Origin of the sequence: Streptomyces ovatisporus (genome assembly GCF_042653885.1) — a bacterium.
Taxonomy (GTDB): Bacteria; Actinomycetota; Actinomycetes; order Streptomycetales; family Streptomycetaceae; genus Streptomyces; species Streptomyces ovatisporus.
The window spans coordinates 717,969-735,337 of record NZ_JBHSFH010000004.1 but is presented as its reverse complement, the minus strand read 5'-3'; the positions used below and the strand labels follow the sequence as shown (position 1 = coordinate 735,337).

Genomic DNA, 17,369 nt, shown 5'->3' with positions numbered 1-17,369 from the left:
GACGTTGCCAGAACCGGCTGCGTACTCGATCTGCCTGTACCAGGCCCCGGTTGAGGACCCGTCAACTCCCGTCGAGGCGTCGGAGGCGAGTCCCCGGGCGGTCCGTGGGAGTTCAGCTGTCGAAGCCCATTCCGGCCGCGTCCATCGCCTTGAGCCACAGATTGCGGCGGCCCCCGCGGGCGTCCGCCCGTGCCAGCGACCACTGCGTCAGCGCGATGCCCGCCCACCGGAAGGGCTCCGGCGGGAACGGCAGCGGCTTGCTGCGGACGAACTCCAGCTGCGTACGCTCGGTCTGCTCGCCGCTCAGCAGGTCGAGCATCACCTCCGCACCGAACCGTGTCGCCCCGACGCCGAGCCCCGTGTAACCGGCCGCATAGCTGACGCGCCCGCCGTGGGCCGTGCCGAAGAACGGCGAGAAACGGGAACAGGTGTCGATGACGCCGCCCCACGCGTGAGTGAAACGCAGCCCTGCCAACTGCGGGAAGGCGTCGAAGAAATGACCGGCCAGCTTGCGGAACGTCTCCGGCCGCTGGTCGTACTCAGCGGCGATCTTGCTGCCGTAGTGGTACAGGACGTCGTAGCCGCCCCACAGGATGCGGTCGTCACTGGTGAGCCGGAAGTAGTGGAAGTGGTTGGCGCTGTCGGCCAGCCCCTGCCGGTTCCGCCAGCCCACGGAGGCACGCTGCTCCTCGCTCAACGGCTCGGTCATGAGGGCGTAGTCGTAGACGGGGGCGATGTACGGCCGGACCCGCCGCAGCAGGGACGGGAAGGCGTTGGTGCCGAGCGCGGCTTGCCGGGCGCGGACCCGGCCGTAGGGGGTGCGTACCGCCACCGAGGCGGCGTCGGAGGCGAGTTGACGGGCCGGGGTGTTCTCGTAGATGCGCACGCCTGCCCCGACGCAGGCGCGCTTGAGTCCCCAGGCGAGCCTCGCGGGATTGAGCATCGCCACGCCGCGGCGGAACCAGAGCCCCGCGAGGAAGGACGGGGAGTCCACCTCGGCGCGTACCGCGTCGCGGTCGAGGAAGGTCACGTTCTCCTCCCCCACGTCACAGCCGTCCGCGTCCAGTCCGAGACGTCTCGCCTGTTCCGCGGCCTCGCGCAGCTCGGCGACCTGGTGCGGCTGGGTGGCCAGTTCGATCTCGCCGGTGCGTTCGAAGTCGCAGTCGATCCCGTAGCGCGCGACGGCGTGTTCTATGGCGTCGAGATTGCGCTGTCCGAGACGTTCGAGGGTGGTGAACTCCTCGGGCCAGCGGGCCAGTCCGTTCGCGAAGCCGTGCGTGAGGGACGAGTCGCAGAACCCGCCGTTCCGTCCCGACGCGGCCCAGCCGATCTCCTTGGCCTCGACGAGCACGACGTCCCGGCCGGGGTCGCGCTCCTTGGCGATCAGGGCCGTCCACAGGCCGCTGTAGCCGCCGCCGACGACGAGCAGGTCGCACTCCTCGTCGCCGGTGAGGGCGGGCAGCGCGTCGGGACGGTGCTCGGGATCGTCCAGCCAGAACGGCACCGGACGGGCGCCCGCCAGGGCGCGTGTCGCAGCGTCGGCGACGACGGCCGGGCCTGCTTCCGTGCCGTCGCCGCCGCGCTGTGTCGTCATGGCCGGCCCCTGCGGCGGCCGGCGGTGAGCTGGCCGACGAGCACGATGGCGACCGCGATGAGGAACATGGCGGTGCCGATGACGTTCACCTGCACCGGAACACCCCGCTGAGCGGCTCCCCAGACGAACATCGGGAACGTGACCGTGGACGGTCCGGCGTTGAACTGGGTGATGATGAAGTCGTCGAAGGACAGCGCGAAACTCAGCATCGCGCCTGCCGCGATGCCGGGGGCTGCCAGCGGCAGGGTGACCCTCAGGAACGTCTGGAGCGGCCCCGCGTACAGATCGCGTGCAGCCTCCTCCAGCCGCGGGTCCATGCTCATCACCCGGGCCTTCACGGCGACCACGACGAAGCTCAGGCAGAACATGATGTGCGCGATCAGGATCGTCACGAACCCGAAGTCGACGCGCGTGTTGAGGAAGAGGGTGCCGAGGGAGGCGCCCATCACGACCTCCGGCATCGCCATCGGCAGGAAGATCAGCGCATTGCCGGTGCCCTTGCCGCGGAAGCGGTAGCGGGCGAGTGCGAAGGCGGCGAACGTACCGAAGGCCGTGGCGAACAGCGTGGACAGCAGAGCGATCTGCAGGCTGAGGCCGAGGGAGCCGCACATGTCCGCGACTCCGCAGGGGTCGGTCCAGGCGTCGGTGGAGAAGTCGCGCCATTCGTAGTTGAAGCGTCCCGCCGGCTTGTTGAAGGAGAAGAGCATCACCACGACGTTCGGCAGCAGCAGGTAGACCAGTGCGGCCAGTCCCGCCAGTACGACGGCGTTGCGGCGCAGCCAGCGCACGGGGGCGAGACCCGGGGAGTGGGCAGCCATCAGACCAGTTCCTCCGTTCCTGCCCTGCGCATGTAGACGGTGACGACGACGAGGATGATCGCCATGAGGATGAAGGACATGGCAGCCGCGGCCGGGTAGTCCAGCACGTTGAGGAACTGCTTCTGGATGGCGTTGCCGACCATCTGTGTGTTCGGCGATCCCAGCAACTGCGCGTTGATGTAGTCGCCGGAGGCCGGGATGAAGGTGAGCAGCGTCCCCGCGACGACGCCCGGCAGTGAGAGCGGGAAGGTCACCTTGCGGAAGACGGTCGCCGGTTCGGCGTACAGGTCGCGGGCGGCTTCGTGCAGGGAGAGGTCGATGCGCTCCAGGGAGCTGTAGAGCGGCAGGATCATGAACGGCAGGAAGTTGTACGTCAGTCCGCACACGACTGCCAGCGGGGTCGCCAGCAGCCGGTCGTCGCCTGTCAGGCCGAGCTGGCTGGTGACGTCCAGGACGTGCAGCGACTCCAGTACGCCCACCACCGGGCCGCCGTCCGAGAGGATCGTCTTCCAGGCGAGGGTGCGGATGAGGAAGCTGGTGAAGAACGGCGCGATCACCATCACCAGCAGCAGTCCCCGCCAGCGGCCGGCGCGGAAGGCGATCATGTACGCCAGGGGGTAGCCGATGAGCAGGCAGAGCAGGGTGGCGATGGCGGCGTAGAGGAACGAGCGGAGGAAGTGCGGGCCGTAAGTGGCGAGCGCGTCGGAGTAGTTGGAGAAGGCCCAGGTGACGCGGAAGCCTTCCTCGAGGGAGCCGCTCTGCACGGACGTCGATGCCTGGTAGAAGAACGGCGCGACGAAGAAGACGGCGAGCCAGAGCCCCGCCGGCAGCAGCAGCCAGTAGGGCGTGAGGCGCCGCCGGGGGCGGGTCTCCGGGCCGTCCCCGGAGGAGCCGGTCTCCGGGGACGGCCGATCTGTGGGCGGAGCCGTGCCGGCGGGGGCGGGAACGCTCGGGGCGGTCACAGCGCCTCCTCCACCGTTCCGGCGTCCGCGTCCTGGGCGGCGTCCAGGGCGAAGGTGTGCGACGGCCGCCAGTGCAGGACGACTTCGGTACCGGGTGTCAGCCGGGTGTCACGCTCGACGTTCTGCTCGTAGACGCTGAACTCCGGGCAGACGGGGCTGTCGATGACGTACTGCAGGGAGACACCGAGGTAGCCGGCGTCGCGGATGCGCCCGGTCAGCAGGTTGCTGCCCTCGGGGATCGCCCCGGTGGCGTCGGAGGTATCGGCGTCGGCGGCGTGGGTGAGGGAGATCTTCTCGGGACGTACGCCGACGAGCACCTTGCCGCCGGCCCGCGGTTCCTCCACCGCGCAGCGCTCCGCGGGCAGCCGGAGGACGGAATCGGCGCCGACGGCCTTCAGCCGCAGGTCCTCTCCCTCGACCGCCACGATCTCCGCCTCGATGAGGTTGGAGGTGCCGAGGAAGTTCGCGACGAAGGTCGAGCGTGGGTTCTCGTACAGCTCGTGGGGAGCGCCGAGCTGTACGACGCGGCCCCCGTTCATCACGGCCACGGTGTCGGCCATCGTCATGGCCTCCTCCTGGTCGTGCGTGACGTGGACGAAGGTGATGCCGACCTCTGTCTGGATGCGCTTGAGCTCAAGCTGCATCTGGCGGCGCAGTTTGAGGTCGAGGGCGCCGAGCGGCTCGTCCAGGAGCAGCACCTGCGGGCGGTTGATCAACGCGCGGGCGAGCGCGACGCGTTGCTGCTGGCCGCCGGAGAGCTGGCGCGGCTTCCGCTTGGCCAGGGGGCCCAGTTCGACGAGCTCCAGCGTCTCCTCGACCTGTTTCCGCACGGAGGTGATGCCGCGGCGGCGGAGCCCGAACGCGACGTTCTCGGCGACGTCCAGGTGCGGGAAGAGGGCGTAGTTCTGGAAGACGGTGTTCACGGGCCGCTTGTGCGGGGGGAGCCCGGTGATGTCGTCGTCGCCGAGGCGGATGCTGCCGCCCGTCGGCTCCTCCAGCCCCGCGATCATGCGCAGCGTCGTGGTCTTGCCGCAGCCCGAGGCGCCGAGGAGGGCGAAGAAGGAACCCTCGGGAATGGTGAGGTCCAGCGGGTGGACGGCGGTGAAGTCGCCGAAGACCTTGCTGACTCCGGAAAGCGTGATCGTCATGACCGTTTCCTCGCCTAGGCGCCTATGAGCTTGGCGAACTTGTTCTCGTAGCGGGCGTGTTCGCCGGCCGACATGGGCCGGAAGTTCTTCCCTCGCTCGACCATCTCGGCGTCCGGGAAGATCAGCGGGTCCGAGGCGATGTCCTTGTCGATCTTCTCCATCTCGGCCTTGGCCCCGGAGACCGGACAGATGTAGTTGACCCAGGCGGCCAGCTCGGCGGCCACCTTCGGCTGGTAGTAGTAATCGATCAGGGCCTCGGCGTTGGCCTGGTGACGTGCCTTCGCGGGGACGAGCAGGTCGTCCGTGCCGAAGAGGTAGCCGCTCTCGGGCAGCGCGAACTCGATGTCGGGGTTGTCCAGCTTCAGCTGGACGATGTCGCCGGCCCAGGCCAGACAGGCGGCGATGTCGCCGGAGTTCAGTTCGTCCAGGTAGTCGTTGCCGCTGAAGCGCCGGAGCTGCTTGCCGTCGACGGCCTTCTGCATGCGGGCGATGACCTTGTCGAAGTCGTCGTCCGTGAACTTCCCCGGGTCGATGCCGGTGTCGAGCATCGTCAGCCCGACCGTGTCGGTCATCTCGCTGAGCATGGACACCTTGCCCTTCAGCGACTCGTCCTCGAGAAGCTGGGTGACGCTGGTGACCTTCTTTCCGCCTGTGGCCTTCTTGTTGTACGCGACCACACAGGCCGTACCGGCCCACGGGTAGCTGTACTGCCGGCCCGGGTCCTGCGCGGCCGTACGGAAACGGTCCTCCAGGTTGGCCACCGCGTGGGGCAGCCGGGCCGGGTCCAGGCGCTGGGCCCAGCCCTGCCGTATGACACGTCCCGCCATCCAGTCGGTCAGGCAGATCAAGTCACGTCCGGTGTCCTGGCCCGCGGCGAGCTGCGGCTTGATCTTGCCGTAGAACTCGTTGTTGTCGTTGATGTCCTCGACGTACTTGACCTTGATGCCGCTCTGCCGCTCGAAACGGTCCAGCGTGGGGCGCTTCTTCTTGTTCTTCTCGTCGACGTCGATGTAGAGCGGCCAGTTGGCGAAGTTGAGGACCTTCTCCTTCTTCGAGTAGTCGGGCGTGTCCTCGGGGTCGTTCCCACCGCGGCTGCCCTCCGCGGGCGGAATGCCGCATGCGGTGAGCGCCGCACCGCCCGCGGCCAGGGTGCCCAGCCGGAGGAGGCGCCGACGGCTCATCGCGGCGCGTCCACTCGTCATGCTCCGCTCCCACGCCTTGCGCACAGGGTCGGGCAGGCCTTCGTACAGCTGCGGGTCCAGGTCCATCGGGGGCTGCCTTCCGGCGAAGGGACAGGGAAGGAGGTGCGGTTCGTCAGAGCGGTGGGACGGTCGGACTGGGCTGGCGGTGCGGTGGCAGTGCGGTCGTGCGCGTCGAGCAGGCAGAGCGGGGAAAGCGGGCGGGGCGGCAGGCGGACCGCCGGACTCAGCGGTCTCCGAAGACGGTGCGGTGCCAGTCCTTGCGCGCCTCACCGGTGATGTCGTACATGACGTGCTTGAGCTGCGTGTACTCCTCGAAGGAATACGCGGACATGTCCTTGCCGAAACCGGAGGCCTTGTGGCCGCCGTGCGGCATCTCGCTGATGATCGGGATGTGGTCGTTGATCCAGACACAGCCCGCCTGGATCTCGCGTTCTGCTCGGCCCGTACGGAGGACGTCCCGGCTCCACGCGGAGGCGGCCAGTCCGTACGGGGTGTCGTTGGCCAGTGCGATGCCCTCGTCGTCACCGTCGAAGGGCAGCACGGTCAGCACCGGCCCGAAGACCTCCTGCTGGACGATCTCGCTGTCCTGCGGCGCGTCCGTGATCAGGGTGGGCAGGTAGTACGCACCCTTCGCCAGCTCGCCGCCGGGAGCCTCGCCGCCCGTGACGACCGTGGCGCAGGAGCGCGCCCGCTCCACGAAACCGGCGACCCGGTCGCGGTGCGCGTGCGAGATCAGCGGGCCCAGGTCGGTCCCGGGCGCGAAGGGGTCGCCGACACGGACGCTGCGCATGAGCTCCGCGACACCGCCGACGAACTCCTCGTACAGCGGGCGCTGCACGTAGGCGCGCGTCGCCGCTGTGCAGTCCTGCCCCGAGTTGATCAACGCTCCGGCGACGGCCCCGTGCACGGCGGCGCGCACGTCCGCGTCGTCGAAGACGACGAACGGCGCCTTGCCGCCCAGCTCCAGATGGAGCCGCTTGACGCTGCCGGTGGCGAGCTCCGCGACCCGCCTGCCCACGGCTGTGGAACCGGTGAAGGACGTCATGGCGACGCGGGGGTGGGACACCAGGGTCTCCCCCACGTCCGCTCCGGCGCCGGTGACGATGTTGATCACACCGTCCGGGATGCCGGCGTCGCATGCCGCCTCGGCGAACATCAGCGAGGTCAGCGGGGTCAGTTCGGAGGGCTTGAGGACGATGGTGTTGCCGGCGGCGACGGCCGGGAGGATCTTCCACGCGGCCATCTGGAGCGGGTAGTTCCAGGGCGCGACGGAACCGATGACTCCGAGCGGTTCGCGGCGCACGTACGACGTGTGGTCACCGCTGTACTCGCCGGCCGCGACGCCCGGAAGCTGCCGCGCGGCGCCCGCGAAGAAGGACACGTTGTCGAACGAGCCGGGTACGTCGAACTCCTCGGAGAGCTTCAGCGGCTTGCCGCACTGGAGCGACTCCGCGTACACGAAGTCCTCCGTGCGCTCCCGGAGTACGGCAGCCCAGCGGTGCATCGCGTCGGAACGCTCGCCCGGTGTCGCGCCGGCCCATTCAGGCCAAGCGCGGTGGGCCGCCTCGACCGCCTCGTCGACGTCGGCCGGTCCCGCCAGTTCGTAGCCGAGGACCTCCTTGCCGGTCGCGGGGTCGACGATCGCGTGCGTACGCCCGGAGTTCCCCGTCCGGAACTGCCCCGCGGTGAACTGCACGCCCGCTGCGAAGCGTGAGGACACGTCGAAGCGCTGGACCATCGAGCTCTCCCTGCCTATGGCGATGCGGCGTCAGCCAATGTTTGAACGCCGATCCTGACAGGACGACTCTGATTCAACAAGTGATTCCGTCGTTGCCATTTGGTTAAGCCACGGAATCGGCAACCGGTACGAACTTAAGCCCTACTATCCGCAGCGCTGTCCGCCACCAGCGTCACCATGTGTCTCGCATCGATGGACGTACCGTCCGAGCCCGGCTGCGGATCGGAGTTCTCCAGGTCCTCCCGGAAGACCGTGAACATCAGCACGATGATCGCGATGATGATCGCTGAGAGCACCGTCCCGATGATCCCCATCACGAACCCGGCGACTGCCTGAGCCCGTCCGCCCAACTCGCCGCGGTCGACGCCCCGGCGCGCCGAAAGGCCGAGGCCCAGCGCGATGGGCGACGTGATGATGCTGACGAAGCTGCCCCAGCAGGTCGCGACCACGACCATGCTGATGATGCCGAGGACCATCGCCCCGACCGACCTGCCGTTGGGCAGCGGAGCGCCCTGCCAGCCGTACCCCGCGGGGACCTGGCCGGGCCCCGGGCCGTACCCGTAGGGCGAGGACGCCGGGGTCGGGTAGCCGTAGGCGGCTCCGGGCGCCTGACCGTACGGCTGGCCCTGCCCCTGCGCGTAGCCGTATCCGCCGTGCGGCCCCTGCGCCGGGCCCGCATGCGGACCGGACGGACCAGGCCCGTGCCCGGGACCCGCCCCGTACGGCGACGACGCCCCGTAAGGGGAAGGGGGGCCGCCCGCCCGGCCGCCCGGGCCCGGCTGCGCCGCCGGTCCCGGAGCCGGGGGCACCGGAGGAGGGGGGACCGCGCCGCTGTTCGACGTGATCGTCGGCTGCTCGGCGACCGGCCAGTGCTGCCGGCCCTGGCCGCCGGGGCCCTGCTGTTCGCCCTGCCGCTGCGCCCCGTCGCCGGTTCCCTCCCCCTTCCCGGACCTGCCGGTCTTGCCGAGCGAGACCCCGTCGTCAGGAGGCGCCCACGGATCGTGCTGCCCGTCGCCGGACCGCCCTGCCTGTCCGGTTTCGTCTGCCATGTGTTCCCCTCCTGGGGTTTCTCGTCCCTCAGCGCATGCTATTCGCCCGTGAGGACAGCCCGCATACGATGATCCGGCTCCCTTCCGACTGGAGGCTCTCGTTGTCCGACCTCACCGCTTTCATCGCCGGGCTGCCCAAGGCCGAACTGCACGTGCACCACGTCGGCTCGGCCTCTCCGCGCATCGTCGCCGAGCTCGCCGCCAGGCACCCCGACTCCCAGGTCCCCCGGGACCCCGCAGCGTTGAGGGAGTTCTTCACCTTCACGGACTTCGCGCACTTCATCGAGGTCTATCTCTCCGTCGTCGACCTGCTGCGCGACGCCGAGGACGTACGGCTCCTGACCTACGAGGTTGCCCGCGACCTGGCACGGCAGCAGGTCCGCTACGCCGAGCTGACCGTCACCCCGTTCAGCTCCACCAGCCGCGGAATCCCCGCCGCCGCCTTCCTGGAGGCCATCGAGGACGCACGGCACGCAGCGGAGCGGGAACTCGGGGTCGTACTCCGCTGGATCTTCGACATCCCCGGCGAGGCAGGGCTCCCCGCAGCGGAGGAGACCACGCGCATAGCCACCGGGACGCCGCCCGACGGGCTGATCGCCTTCGGGCTGGGCGGCCCCGAGATCGGCGTCCCGCGCCCGCAGTTCAAGCCGTATTTCGACCGGGCCATCGCCTCGGGGCTGCACAGCGTGCCCCACGCAGGCGAGACGACCGGGCCGGAGACCGTCTGGGACGCACTCGGGTCGCTGCGCGCCGAGCGGATCGGCCACGGCACGAGCGCCGTACAGGACCCGCAGCTCCTGCATCACCTCGCGGAGCACCAGATCCCGCTCGAGGTCTGCCCCACCTCCAACGTCGCCACCCGCGCAGTGGACGACCTGGAGGCACATCCCCTACGGGAGATGGTCGAGGCCGGCGTCCTGGTCACCGTCAACAGCGACGATCCGCCCATGTTCAGCACGGACCTCAACACCGAGTACGCCATCGCCGCCCGGCTGCTGAGCCTCGACGCCGCGGGCATCGCCGCGCTGGCCAGGAACGCGGTACGGGCGTCGTTCATGGACAAGCCGGGCAAGGCCGAGCTCGAGGACGAGATCGACGCCTACCTCACCTCGTGGCAGCGGCAGGCGTAACGGCACGCGCCTGCCGCCTGCTCCGCGATGCGCGGGAGTACGTCCGTGCACAACGTCCGTGCACAGCGCGTCCGCCGGTGAGCATCACGACGGGACGGGACCGGTGACGGCTCCGCACTCGGCCCCGTCGTGTCCGCGCCGCCCCGGGCTGATCAGGACTGGTACGGATTCTGCGGCGGCTGCCCGGCCTGGGGACCGCCCTGTACCTGCCCCGGGGCCTGCCCGCCGTAGGGCTGCTGCCCCGCGAAGGGATTGCCCTGCTGCGGCATCTGTCCGTAGCCCTGCTGGGGCTGCGGCTGGCCGCCGCCCTGGGCGACGAGCTGGTCCGCGTTCTCCTTGGTCGTCTCGCTCGCGGCACCGCAGAACGTGCACTGCAGATAGTGCTTCGCAGGCATGATCGGGAACAGCGGAATGAAGAACAGCGAGAACTTCGTGACCCGCTTGCGCAAGGAGTGAGCCGAAGGGTTGCCGCAGAAGCTGCACAGCAGATTCAGCATGGCGAGCTGAACCATCTTTGAGGAAGTGCCGAAGATCAGCACGGGGGCTCCGTTTCCGAGTGCCTACACGTGTCCTTCGTAGCCAACCACCAGGCACATAGCACCCGTCAAGCGAACGGTGTAACGAGACGGCCCCAACCGGGCAGAGCCCCTCGTTCCGCTTCCGCGCACGAGTCCGGCAGCGGCCCCTGGTGCTGCGACAGCACGCGGGCCCGGCGGCCCGGCGGCGTCCGGACTCCGACGTGGCCGGCCTCCCCGGACGTGCGCGTGGGCCCCGGAGCGCGGCTGCGTCCCCGGGGCCCACGACGTTCAGGCGTCCCGGACCTTCAGGCGGCCCGTCCCGCTGCGGCAGCGGGCGTCAGAGAGCCGTCATCACGTGCTTGACGCGCGTGTAGTCCTCCAGCCCGTACATCGAGAGGTCCTTGCCGTACCCGGACTTCTTGAATCCGCCGTGCGGCATCTCCGCGACGAGCGGGATGTGGGTGTTGATCCACACGCAGCCGAAGTCGAGCGACTTCGAAAGCCGCATCGCACGCCCGTGGTTGGTCGTCCACACGGACGAGGCCAGCGCGTACTCCACGTCGTTGGCCCACGTCACGGCCTGGTCCTCGTCCGTGAACTTCTGGACCGTGATGACCGGCCCGAAGACCTCGTTCTGGATGATCTCGTCGTCCTGGCGGAGTCCGGAGACGACGGTCGGCGCGTAGAAGTACCCCTTGTCGCCGACGCGTTCGCCCCCCGACTCGACCTTGGCGTGGGCGGGGAGGCGGTCGATGAAGCCCGTCACCTTCTCCAGGTGGGTCGGGTTGTTCAGCGGCCCGTAGAAGCAGTCGTCGTCGCTGAGGTCGCCGGTCTTCACGTCGGCGGCGGCCTTGGCGAGCGCCGAGACGAACTGCTCGTACACGCCTTCCTGTACGAGCACGCGCGTCGCCGCGGTGCAGTCCTGCCCGGCGTTGAAGAAGCCGCCGTCCCGGATGCCCTCGACGGCGCTCGCGATGTCGGCGTCGTCGAAGACGATGCAGGGCGCCTTGCCGCCCAACTCGAGGTGGACCCGCTTGACGTCCTTGGCGGCGCCGCCCGCGACCTCCATGCCGGCACGCACCGAACCGGTGATCGAGGCCATGGCGGGGGTCTTGTGCTCGACCATGAGGCGCCCGGTGTCCCGGTCACCGCAGATGACGTTGAAGACGCCCTTGGGCAGCACCTCGCCCATCACCTCGGCCATGAAGACGGTGGAGGCGGGCGTCGTGTCCGACGGCTTGAGCACGACGGTGTTGCCCGCGGCCAGCGCCGGCGCGAACTTCCAGACCGCCATCATCGCCGGATAGTTCCACGGCGCGACCTGGGCGCAGACGCCGACCGGTTCGCGGCGTACGAACGAGGTGAGCCCCTCCATGTACTCGCCGGCGGACTTGCCCTCCAGCATCCGTGCGGCACCGGCGAAGAAGCGGATCTGGTCGAGCATCATCGGCAGTTCCTCCTGCCGGGTCAGCTCCAGCGGCTTGCCGCAGTTCTCGCACTCGGCGGCCAGCAGTTCGTCGGCACGCGCCTCGAGTGCGTCCGCAATCTTGAGGATCGCCTTCTGGCGCGTCGCCGGCGTCGCGTCACGCCAGGCCGGAAACGCCTTCTCCGCGGCGGCCATCGCGGCGTCGACGTCAGCGGCCGCGGAAAGCGGGGCGGTGGCGTACACCTCGCCCGTGGCCGGATTGACCACGTCCGTGGTCCGGCCGTCAGCGGCGTCCCGGAACTCCCCGTCGATGTAGTTGCGCAGCCGACGCAGCTCGGTGGTCACTTCGCACCCCTCCTGCTCCGTTGTCCATTGGGTGAGATGGCAAGCCTAACCAGCAGCACAACGCTTTCGATACACCACCACACCGGGTACGACGAATTCTGTTCTTGTGAGGCTCTTTCGCTTCGGATTGCATTGCTTATGGGTTGCAAAGCGGAGGAGGTCTCATGCACAGTGTCGTGCGTGGCTCGAGACGCGAAGAAGACCAACGGCATCCGCTCGCTCGACGATGTTTCGCTGGCGATCATCGAACAGCTCCAGGAGGACGGGCGACGTCCGTATGCCGCGATCGGCAAGGCCGTGGGCCTGTCAGAGGCCGCCGTGCGGCAGAGGGTCCAGAAACTCCAGGACCAGGGTGTCATGCAGATCGTCGCCGTGACCGATCCTCTCACCGTCGGTTTCCTGCGGCAGGCGATGGTCGGGATCAACATCGAAGGCGACCTCGAGTCCGTAGCCGACGCCCTCACCGAGATCGATGAAGTCGACTACGTCGTCATCACCGCCGGTTCGTTCGACCTGCTCGTCGAGATCGTCTGCCAGGACGACGAACACCTTCTCGAGATGATCACCAAGCGGATCCGCTCGCTGCCCGGCGTGCGCTCCACCGAGAGCTTCGTCTACCTCAAGCTGCGAAAGCAGACCTACACCTGGGGAACTCGATAACCGTGAGCAAGGATCTCTCCAAGACCGCAAACGACCACCTGTGGATGCACTTCACCCGCATGTCGTCGTACGAGAACGCTCCCGTCCCCACCATCGTCCGCGGCGAGGGCACCCACATCTACGACACGAACGGCAAGCGCTACCTCGACGGTCTCGCCGGGCTGTTCGTCGTCCAGGCCGGACACGGCCGCACCGAACTGGCCGAGGCGGCCAACAAGCAGGCACAGGACCTTGGTTTCTTCCCCATCTGGTCCTACGCCCACCCCAAAGCGGTCGAACTCGCCGAGCGCCTCGCCCATCACGCGCCGGGCGATCTGAACAAGATCTTCTTCACCACGGGCGGCGGCGAGGCCGTCGAGACGGCGTGGAAGCTCGCCAAGCAGTTCCACAAGCTCACCGGGAACCCCGGGAAGTACAAGGTCATCTCCCGCACGGTCGCCTACCACGGCACCCCGCACGGAGCGCTGTCCATCACCGGACTCCCCGCGTTGAAGGCGCCGTTCGAGCCGCTCGTCCCCGGCGCGCACAAGGTGCCCAACACCAACATCTACCGCGCGCCCGTACACGGCGACGACCCCGAGGCGTTCGGCCGGTGGGCAGCGGACCAGATCGAGCAGCAGATCCTCTTCGAGGGGCCGGAGACCGTGGCCGCCGTCTTCCTCGAGCCGGTGCAGAACGCCGGCGGCTGCTTCCCGCCGCCGCCCGGCTACTTCCAGCGGGTGCGCGAGATCTGCGACCAGTACGACGTACTGCTGGTCTCCGACGAGGTCATCTGCGCCTTCGGACGTCTCGGGACGCTGTTCGCCTGCGAGAAGTTCGGATACGTGCCGGACATCATCACCTGCGCCAAGGGCATGACTTCGGGGTACTCGCCGATCGGCGCGGCCGTCATCTCCGACCGGATCGCCGAACCGTTCTGGAAGGGCGACAACACCTTCCTGCACGGCTACACCTTCGGCGGCCACCCGGTCTCGGCGGCGGTCGCGCTGGCCAATCTCGACATCTTCGAGCGCGAAGGCCTCAACCAGCACGTCCTCGACAACGAGGACGCGTTCAGGGCGACGCTGAGCAGGCTGCTGGATCTGCCGATCGTCGGCGACGTACGGGGCAACGGGTTCTTCTACGGCATCGAACTGGTCAAGGACAAGGCGACCAAGGAGACCTTCACCGAGGAGGAGTCGGAGCGCGTCCTCTACGGCTTCCTGTCCAAGGCGCTCTTCGACGCGGGTCTCTACTGCCGTGCGGACGACCGCGGCGACCCGGTCGTGCAGCTGGCGCCGCCGCTCATCTCCGACCAGGAGACCTTCGACGAGGCGGAGCAGATCCTCCGGTCGGTGCTGTCCGAGGCCTGGACGAAGCTCTGACCACGCCGCCGACACCACGGTTCGACCCGGTGACGGCTCAGCGGAACAGCGGCCCGGTCAACGCCACTTGAGGGCGAACCACAGCTCCATGCGGACGTCCTGCTCGGTCAGGTCCTGACCGAGCAGCCGCCCGATGCGGGCCATGCGCTGCCGGACAGTGTTGCGGTGCACCTCCAGAGCCACCGCGGTACGGTCCCAGCTGCCGTGCAGGGAGAGCCACATGCGCAGCGTCTCCACCAGTTCCGGGTGCCCGTCGAGCGGTGCGAGGCGTGCACGGGCCAGTGCTCTGCCGTCCTCCGGAGCGACGAGCGAGGCCACATCCGCGGTGTTCCCGTCGCGCTGCCTCACGACTGGGCGCCGCTCGGCGAGCGCCCGGCGCAGCGCCCTGGCCGCCTCGGCGTCGCCATGGCCCAGCTCCTCGACGGGCACGGGAGCGCTGACGCCCAGCGCCCAGCCCTGCTGCGGCTGCACCCGCCCGTCACCGGCGGGCACCAGTGCCCGCAGTTCGTCGCCCGCCAGGTCGACGAGGGTGGTGCCGAGTGCCGCCGCGAGAGCGGCTGCGGTGAACGGGTCGTCCGTGCGTCCGCTGTCGCCGGAGCAGTTGCCGTCGCCGGCAGGGCTACGCCCCGCACGGCCTCCCCGGCGACGCCCGTGCACCACCACCCACCGCTGCTGCCCTCCGTTCAGCAGCCGAGCCGCCTCCTTCACGGGGGCGCCCAGCATGAGCCGTACGAGAGCGGCTGAGCGCTGCTCCTCCACGGCAACGGCTCGCCGTTCGGTGAGCAGTGACAGCAGTACGACGGCGACCGCGGCGATGGAACCGTCGACCGGGCCCCGGTGCGGAGCGCACACCCCGAGTGCGAGCGGCTTCCGTCCCCCCAGGCCGTAGACGCTCAGGTGCAGATCCCCGACGTCAGCGGCCACGGATGAGGGTCCGGGACGCAGCCGTCCGGTCAGCGCGGCCAGTTCGGACCGGACCTCCTCGGACGGCGGGCTTCCCGCCCTGGTCAGCTCGCGCCCGTCGGCAGTCAGCAGAACTGCCCACGCGTCGAGCCGCTGTGCGAGCTGACCGAGCACTGCGGGGACGGGGTTGGGCCCCGCAGCTGCTGCGGCGAGCGTCCGCTGTGCCTCGCTCAGCCGCCGCAGTGCCTGGTGACGCCGCTGCGTGATCGCCTGCCAGACGGTCCGGGCCACCGCGGTGAACGGCGTGCCCTCCGGCACCTCGACCAGTGGCAGACCCTGCCGGTCGCAGGCGCGTACGAGCGCCGCGGGAACCCGGTCGTGGACGGGGGCGATGCCGAATCCGAGCGCCGCCGCCCCCGCTTCGACGGAGCGGGTGACATAGCGCTTCCAGTGCTCTTCCGCTGATCCGTCTCCGTCCCGCTGTCCGGGAACGGCCGCACTGTCCACGCCAGTGCCGACGGCGCTGTCCGTGGCGACGCCGGCCGTGCTGTCCGGAGCAGCCGGACAGTGCACACCCGCGCTCAACAGCAGCTCGCCGCCCAGCAGATACGGCAGCGGGTCGGCCATCTCACTGGTGTGCACCGCGTACACCAGCGTCTCCGGGTGCTCCGGCCCCGCGACCTGCCGCATGCCGAGCTCCGGGTCGTCCGTCAGCACGGACAGCGGGACGGGCACGGTGGGCGGAATCAGCTCTTCCACAGCGAGCACCCCTAGGGACGATTCATACACTCCGAAGCTGCTCAGTGGAGAAAACGTACACTTCACGGCCGCCTTGACGGCACTTAGGCTCACCGCTCGAACCTCCGCACCGCCCGTCCCCTTCCCCCCTCCTCATCCCTCTCCCCACCCTCAGCTCGAGGAGCGCCCCATGGCCGTCGACTACGCAGTGATCATCACCTACCTCGCAGGCATGCTCGCGGTCGGCTGGTGGGGGATGCGCCGCGCCAAGTCCAAGAGCGACTTCCTCGTCGCGGGACGCCGGCTCGGCCCCTCCCTCTACTCCGGCACGATGGCCGCCATCGTCCTCGGCGGAGCCTCCACCATCGGCGGCGTCGGGCTGGGCTACGAGTACGGGCTCTCCGGTGCGTGGCTGGTGTTCACGATCGGTTTCGGTCTGCTGGCACTGAGCCTGTTCTTCTCCGCGCGCATATCCAGGCTGAAGGTCTACACAGTCGGCCAGATGCTCGACCTGCGCTACGGGGACTCGTCCTCGGTGATCTCCGGGATGGTGATGTGGGCGTACACCCTCATGCTCGCGGTCACCTCGACGATCGCCTACGCGACGATCTTCGACGTCATCTTCGGCCTGGACAGGTCGCTGGCGATCGTCCTGGGCGGCGGCATCGTGGTGGCGTACTCGACGCTCGGCGGCATGTGGTCGGTCACGCTGACGGACATGGCGCAGTTCGTCGTGAAGTCGGTCGGCGTCCTGCTTCTGCTGCTGCCCATCGCCGTCTACAAGGCCGGCGGCATCGACGGCATGCGCGAACAACTGCCGGACGACTACTTCTCGCCCATGAACATCGGGGTACAGACGGTCTTCACCTACGTGCTCGTCTACTCGTTCGGCATGCTGATCGGCCAGGACATCTGGCAGCGCGTCTTCACGGCCCGCAGCGACAAGGTGGCCCGCAACGGCGGAGCCGTCGCCGGGGTCTACTGCCTGGTGTACGCGATCGCAGGCGCCGCTGTCGGCACGGCCACCAAAGCGCTCTACCCGAAGCTCGACAGCCCTGACGCGGCTTTCGCCACCATCGTCGGCGACGCGCTGCCCATCGGGGTCAAGGGACTCGTGCTGGCGGCAGCTCTCTCCGCGGTGATGTCCACCTCCTCCGGAGCACTGATCGCGTGCGCGACGGTCGCCAACAACGACATCTGGACGCGAATTCACCGCAAGGGGACCCGGACCGACACGGCTGTGCACCCATCGACCGCCGACGAGACCGGCGGAGCCGGCGAAGGAACAGCCGGAAACACACACGACGAGATACGCGGCAACCGGGTCTTCATCCTCCTCATGGGGGCGACAGTCGTCGTCATCTCGATCGCGCTGAACGACGTGGTCGAAGCGCTCACTGTCGCCTACAACCTGCTCGTGGGCGGGCTGTTGGTGCCGATCCTGGGCGGACTGGTCTGGAAGCGCGGCACCGCCACCGGCGCACTGTCGGCCACCGTCGTCGGGGGTGTGACCGTCGTAGCGGTGATGGCCTGGAAGGGCATCCTCGCCAACGAGCCCATCTACTATGGGCTGTTGGCCTCCCTGCTCACCCACCTCGTGGTGAGTCTGCTCAGCAGGCCGACCGATCCGGTGGTACTGGCCGCGTGGCGCGCCCGGCTCGCGGGCGAACAGCCCGCGACGGGCCGGGACGCCCCGTCCGGAGTCTGAACCGGCTTGTTCCCGGCCCGAGTCCGGAAGTCAGCCGGCCAGTAGGCGCTGCCGGGCAGTGCCACG

14 protein-coding genes are annotated in these 17,369 nt (G+C 69.1%); 4 read left to right on the top strand and 10 right to left on the bottom strand.

Annotated features, from left to right (window positions below; all coding sequences use genetic code 11):
• Positions 1-112: 112 nt before the first annotated feature.
• The 7 genes from ACFPA8_RS08195 to ACFPA8_RS08165 all read right to left on the bottom strand — a co-directional run bounded on the left by ACFPA8_RS08195 (position 113) and on the right by ACFPA8_RS08165 (position 8,511).
• Positions 113-1,594 (bottom strand): NAD(P)/FAD-dependent oxidoreductase, encoded by a 1,482-nt coding sequence (locus ACFPA8_RS08195; protein WP_386444465.1) that lies wholly within the window; start codon positions 1,592-1,594, stop codon positions 113-115.
• On the bottom strand, positions 1,591-2,412 hold the full coding sequence (locus ACFPA8_RS08190; RefSeq protein ID WP_386444462.1) for an ABC transporter permease: 822 nt from the start codon (positions 2,410-2,412) through the stop codon (positions 1,591-1,593). The genes ACFPA8_RS08195 and ACFPA8_RS08190 overlap by 4 nt, the downstream gene beginning before the upstream one ends.
• Positions 2,412-3,374, bottom strand: a complete 963-nt coding sequence (locus tag ACFPA8_RS08185; protein ID WP_386444460.1) for an ABC transporter permease — start codon at positions 3,372-3,374, stop codon at positions 2,412-2,414. The genes ACFPA8_RS08190 and ACFPA8_RS08185 overlap by 1 nt, the downstream gene beginning before the upstream one ends.
• Positions 3,371-4,522: an ABC transporter ATP-binding protein gene (locus ACFPA8_RS08180; protein WP_386444457.1), complete on the bottom strand. Its 1,152-nt coding sequence runs from the start codon at positions 4,520-4,522 to the stop codon at positions 3,371-3,373. The genes ACFPA8_RS08185 and ACFPA8_RS08180 overlap by 4 nt, the downstream gene beginning before the upstream one ends.
• A 14-nt stretch (positions 4,523-4,536) precedes the next feature.
• Positions 4,537-5,790, bottom strand: coding sequence for a polyamine ABC transporter substrate-binding protein (locus ACFPA8_RS08175; RefSeq protein ID WP_386444454.1), 1,254 nt, complete (start codon positions 5,788-5,790; stop codon positions 4,537-4,539).
• A 157-nt stretch (positions 5,791-5,947) separates the two neighbouring features.
• Positions 5,948-7,462, bottom strand: a complete 1,515-nt coding sequence (locus tag ACFPA8_RS08170) for a gamma-aminobutyraldehyde dehydrogenase (RefSeq protein ID WP_386444451.1) — start codon at positions 7,460-7,462, stop codon at positions 5,948-5,950.
• A gap of 134 nt (positions 7,463-7,596) precedes the next feature.
• On the bottom strand, positions 7,597-8,511 hold the full coding sequence (locus ACFPA8_RS08165; protein ID WP_386444448.1) for a DUF4190 domain-containing protein: 915 nt from the start codon (positions 8,509-8,511) through the stop codon (positions 7,597-7,599).
• A 101-nt stretch (positions 8,512-8,612) separates the two neighbouring features.
• Here ACFPA8_RS08165 and ACFPA8_RS08160 point away from each other — a divergent pair, with 101 nt between their 5' ends.
• Positions 8,613-9,641, top strand: a complete 1,029-nt coding sequence (locus tag ACFPA8_RS08160; protein ID WP_386444734.1) for an adenosine deaminase — start codon at positions 8,613-8,615, stop codon at positions 9,639-9,641.
• A 152-nt stretch (positions 9,642-9,793) separates the two neighbouring features.
• Here ACFPA8_RS08160 and ACFPA8_RS08155 read toward each other — a convergent pair whose 3' ends face one another.
• Together ACFPA8_RS08155 and ACFPA8_RS08150 are read right to left on the bottom strand one after the other, a co-directional pair.
• Positions 9,794-10,180 (bottom strand): zinc ribbon domain-containing protein, encoded by a 387-nt coding sequence (locus ACFPA8_RS08155; protein WP_386444446.1) that lies wholly within the window; start codon positions 10,178-10,180, stop codon positions 9,794-9,796.
• A 316-nt stretch (positions 10,181-10,496) separates the two neighbouring features.
• Positions 10,497-11,930, bottom strand: a complete 1,434-nt coding sequence (locus tag ACFPA8_RS08150; RefSeq protein ID WP_386444443.1) for a gamma-aminobutyraldehyde dehydrogenase — start codon at positions 11,928-11,930, stop codon at positions 10,497-10,499.
• A gap of 171 nt (positions 11,931-12,101) precedes the next feature.
• Here ACFPA8_RS08150 and ACFPA8_RS08145 point away from each other — a divergent pair, with 171 nt between their 5' ends.
• Together ACFPA8_RS08145 and ACFPA8_RS08140 are read left to right on the top strand one after the other, a co-directional pair.
• On the top strand, positions 12,102-12,590 hold the full coding sequence (locus ACFPA8_RS08145) for an Lrp/AsnC family transcriptional regulator (RefSeq protein ID WP_386444440.1): 489 nt from the start codon (positions 12,102-12,104) through the stop codon (positions 12,588-12,590).
• A 2-nt stretch (positions 12,591-12,592) separates the two neighbouring features.
• Positions 12,593-13,954, top strand: coding sequence for an aspartate aminotransferase family protein (locus tag ACFPA8_RS08140; RefSeq protein WP_386444437.1), 1,362 nt, complete (start codon positions 12,593-12,595; stop codon positions 13,952-13,954).
• Between the two features lie 57 nt (positions 13,955-14,011).
• On the opposite strand, the gene ACFPA8_RS08135 is transcribed toward ACFPA8_RS08140, so the two are convergent.
• Positions 14,012-15,616, bottom strand: coding sequence for a PucR family transcriptional regulator (locus ACFPA8_RS08135; protein WP_386444435.1), 1,605 nt, complete (start codon positions 15,614-15,616; stop codon positions 14,012-14,014).
• A 169-nt stretch (positions 15,617-15,785) separates the two neighbouring features.
• Here ACFPA8_RS08135 and ACFPA8_RS08130 point away from each other — a divergent pair, with 169 nt between their 5' ends.
• On the top strand, positions 15,786-17,303 hold the full coding sequence (locus tag ACFPA8_RS08130) for a sodium:solute symporter family protein (RefSeq protein WP_386444432.1): 1,518 nt from the start codon (positions 15,786-15,788) through the stop codon (positions 17,301-17,303).
• Positions 17,304-17,369 lie beyond the last annotated feature (66 nt).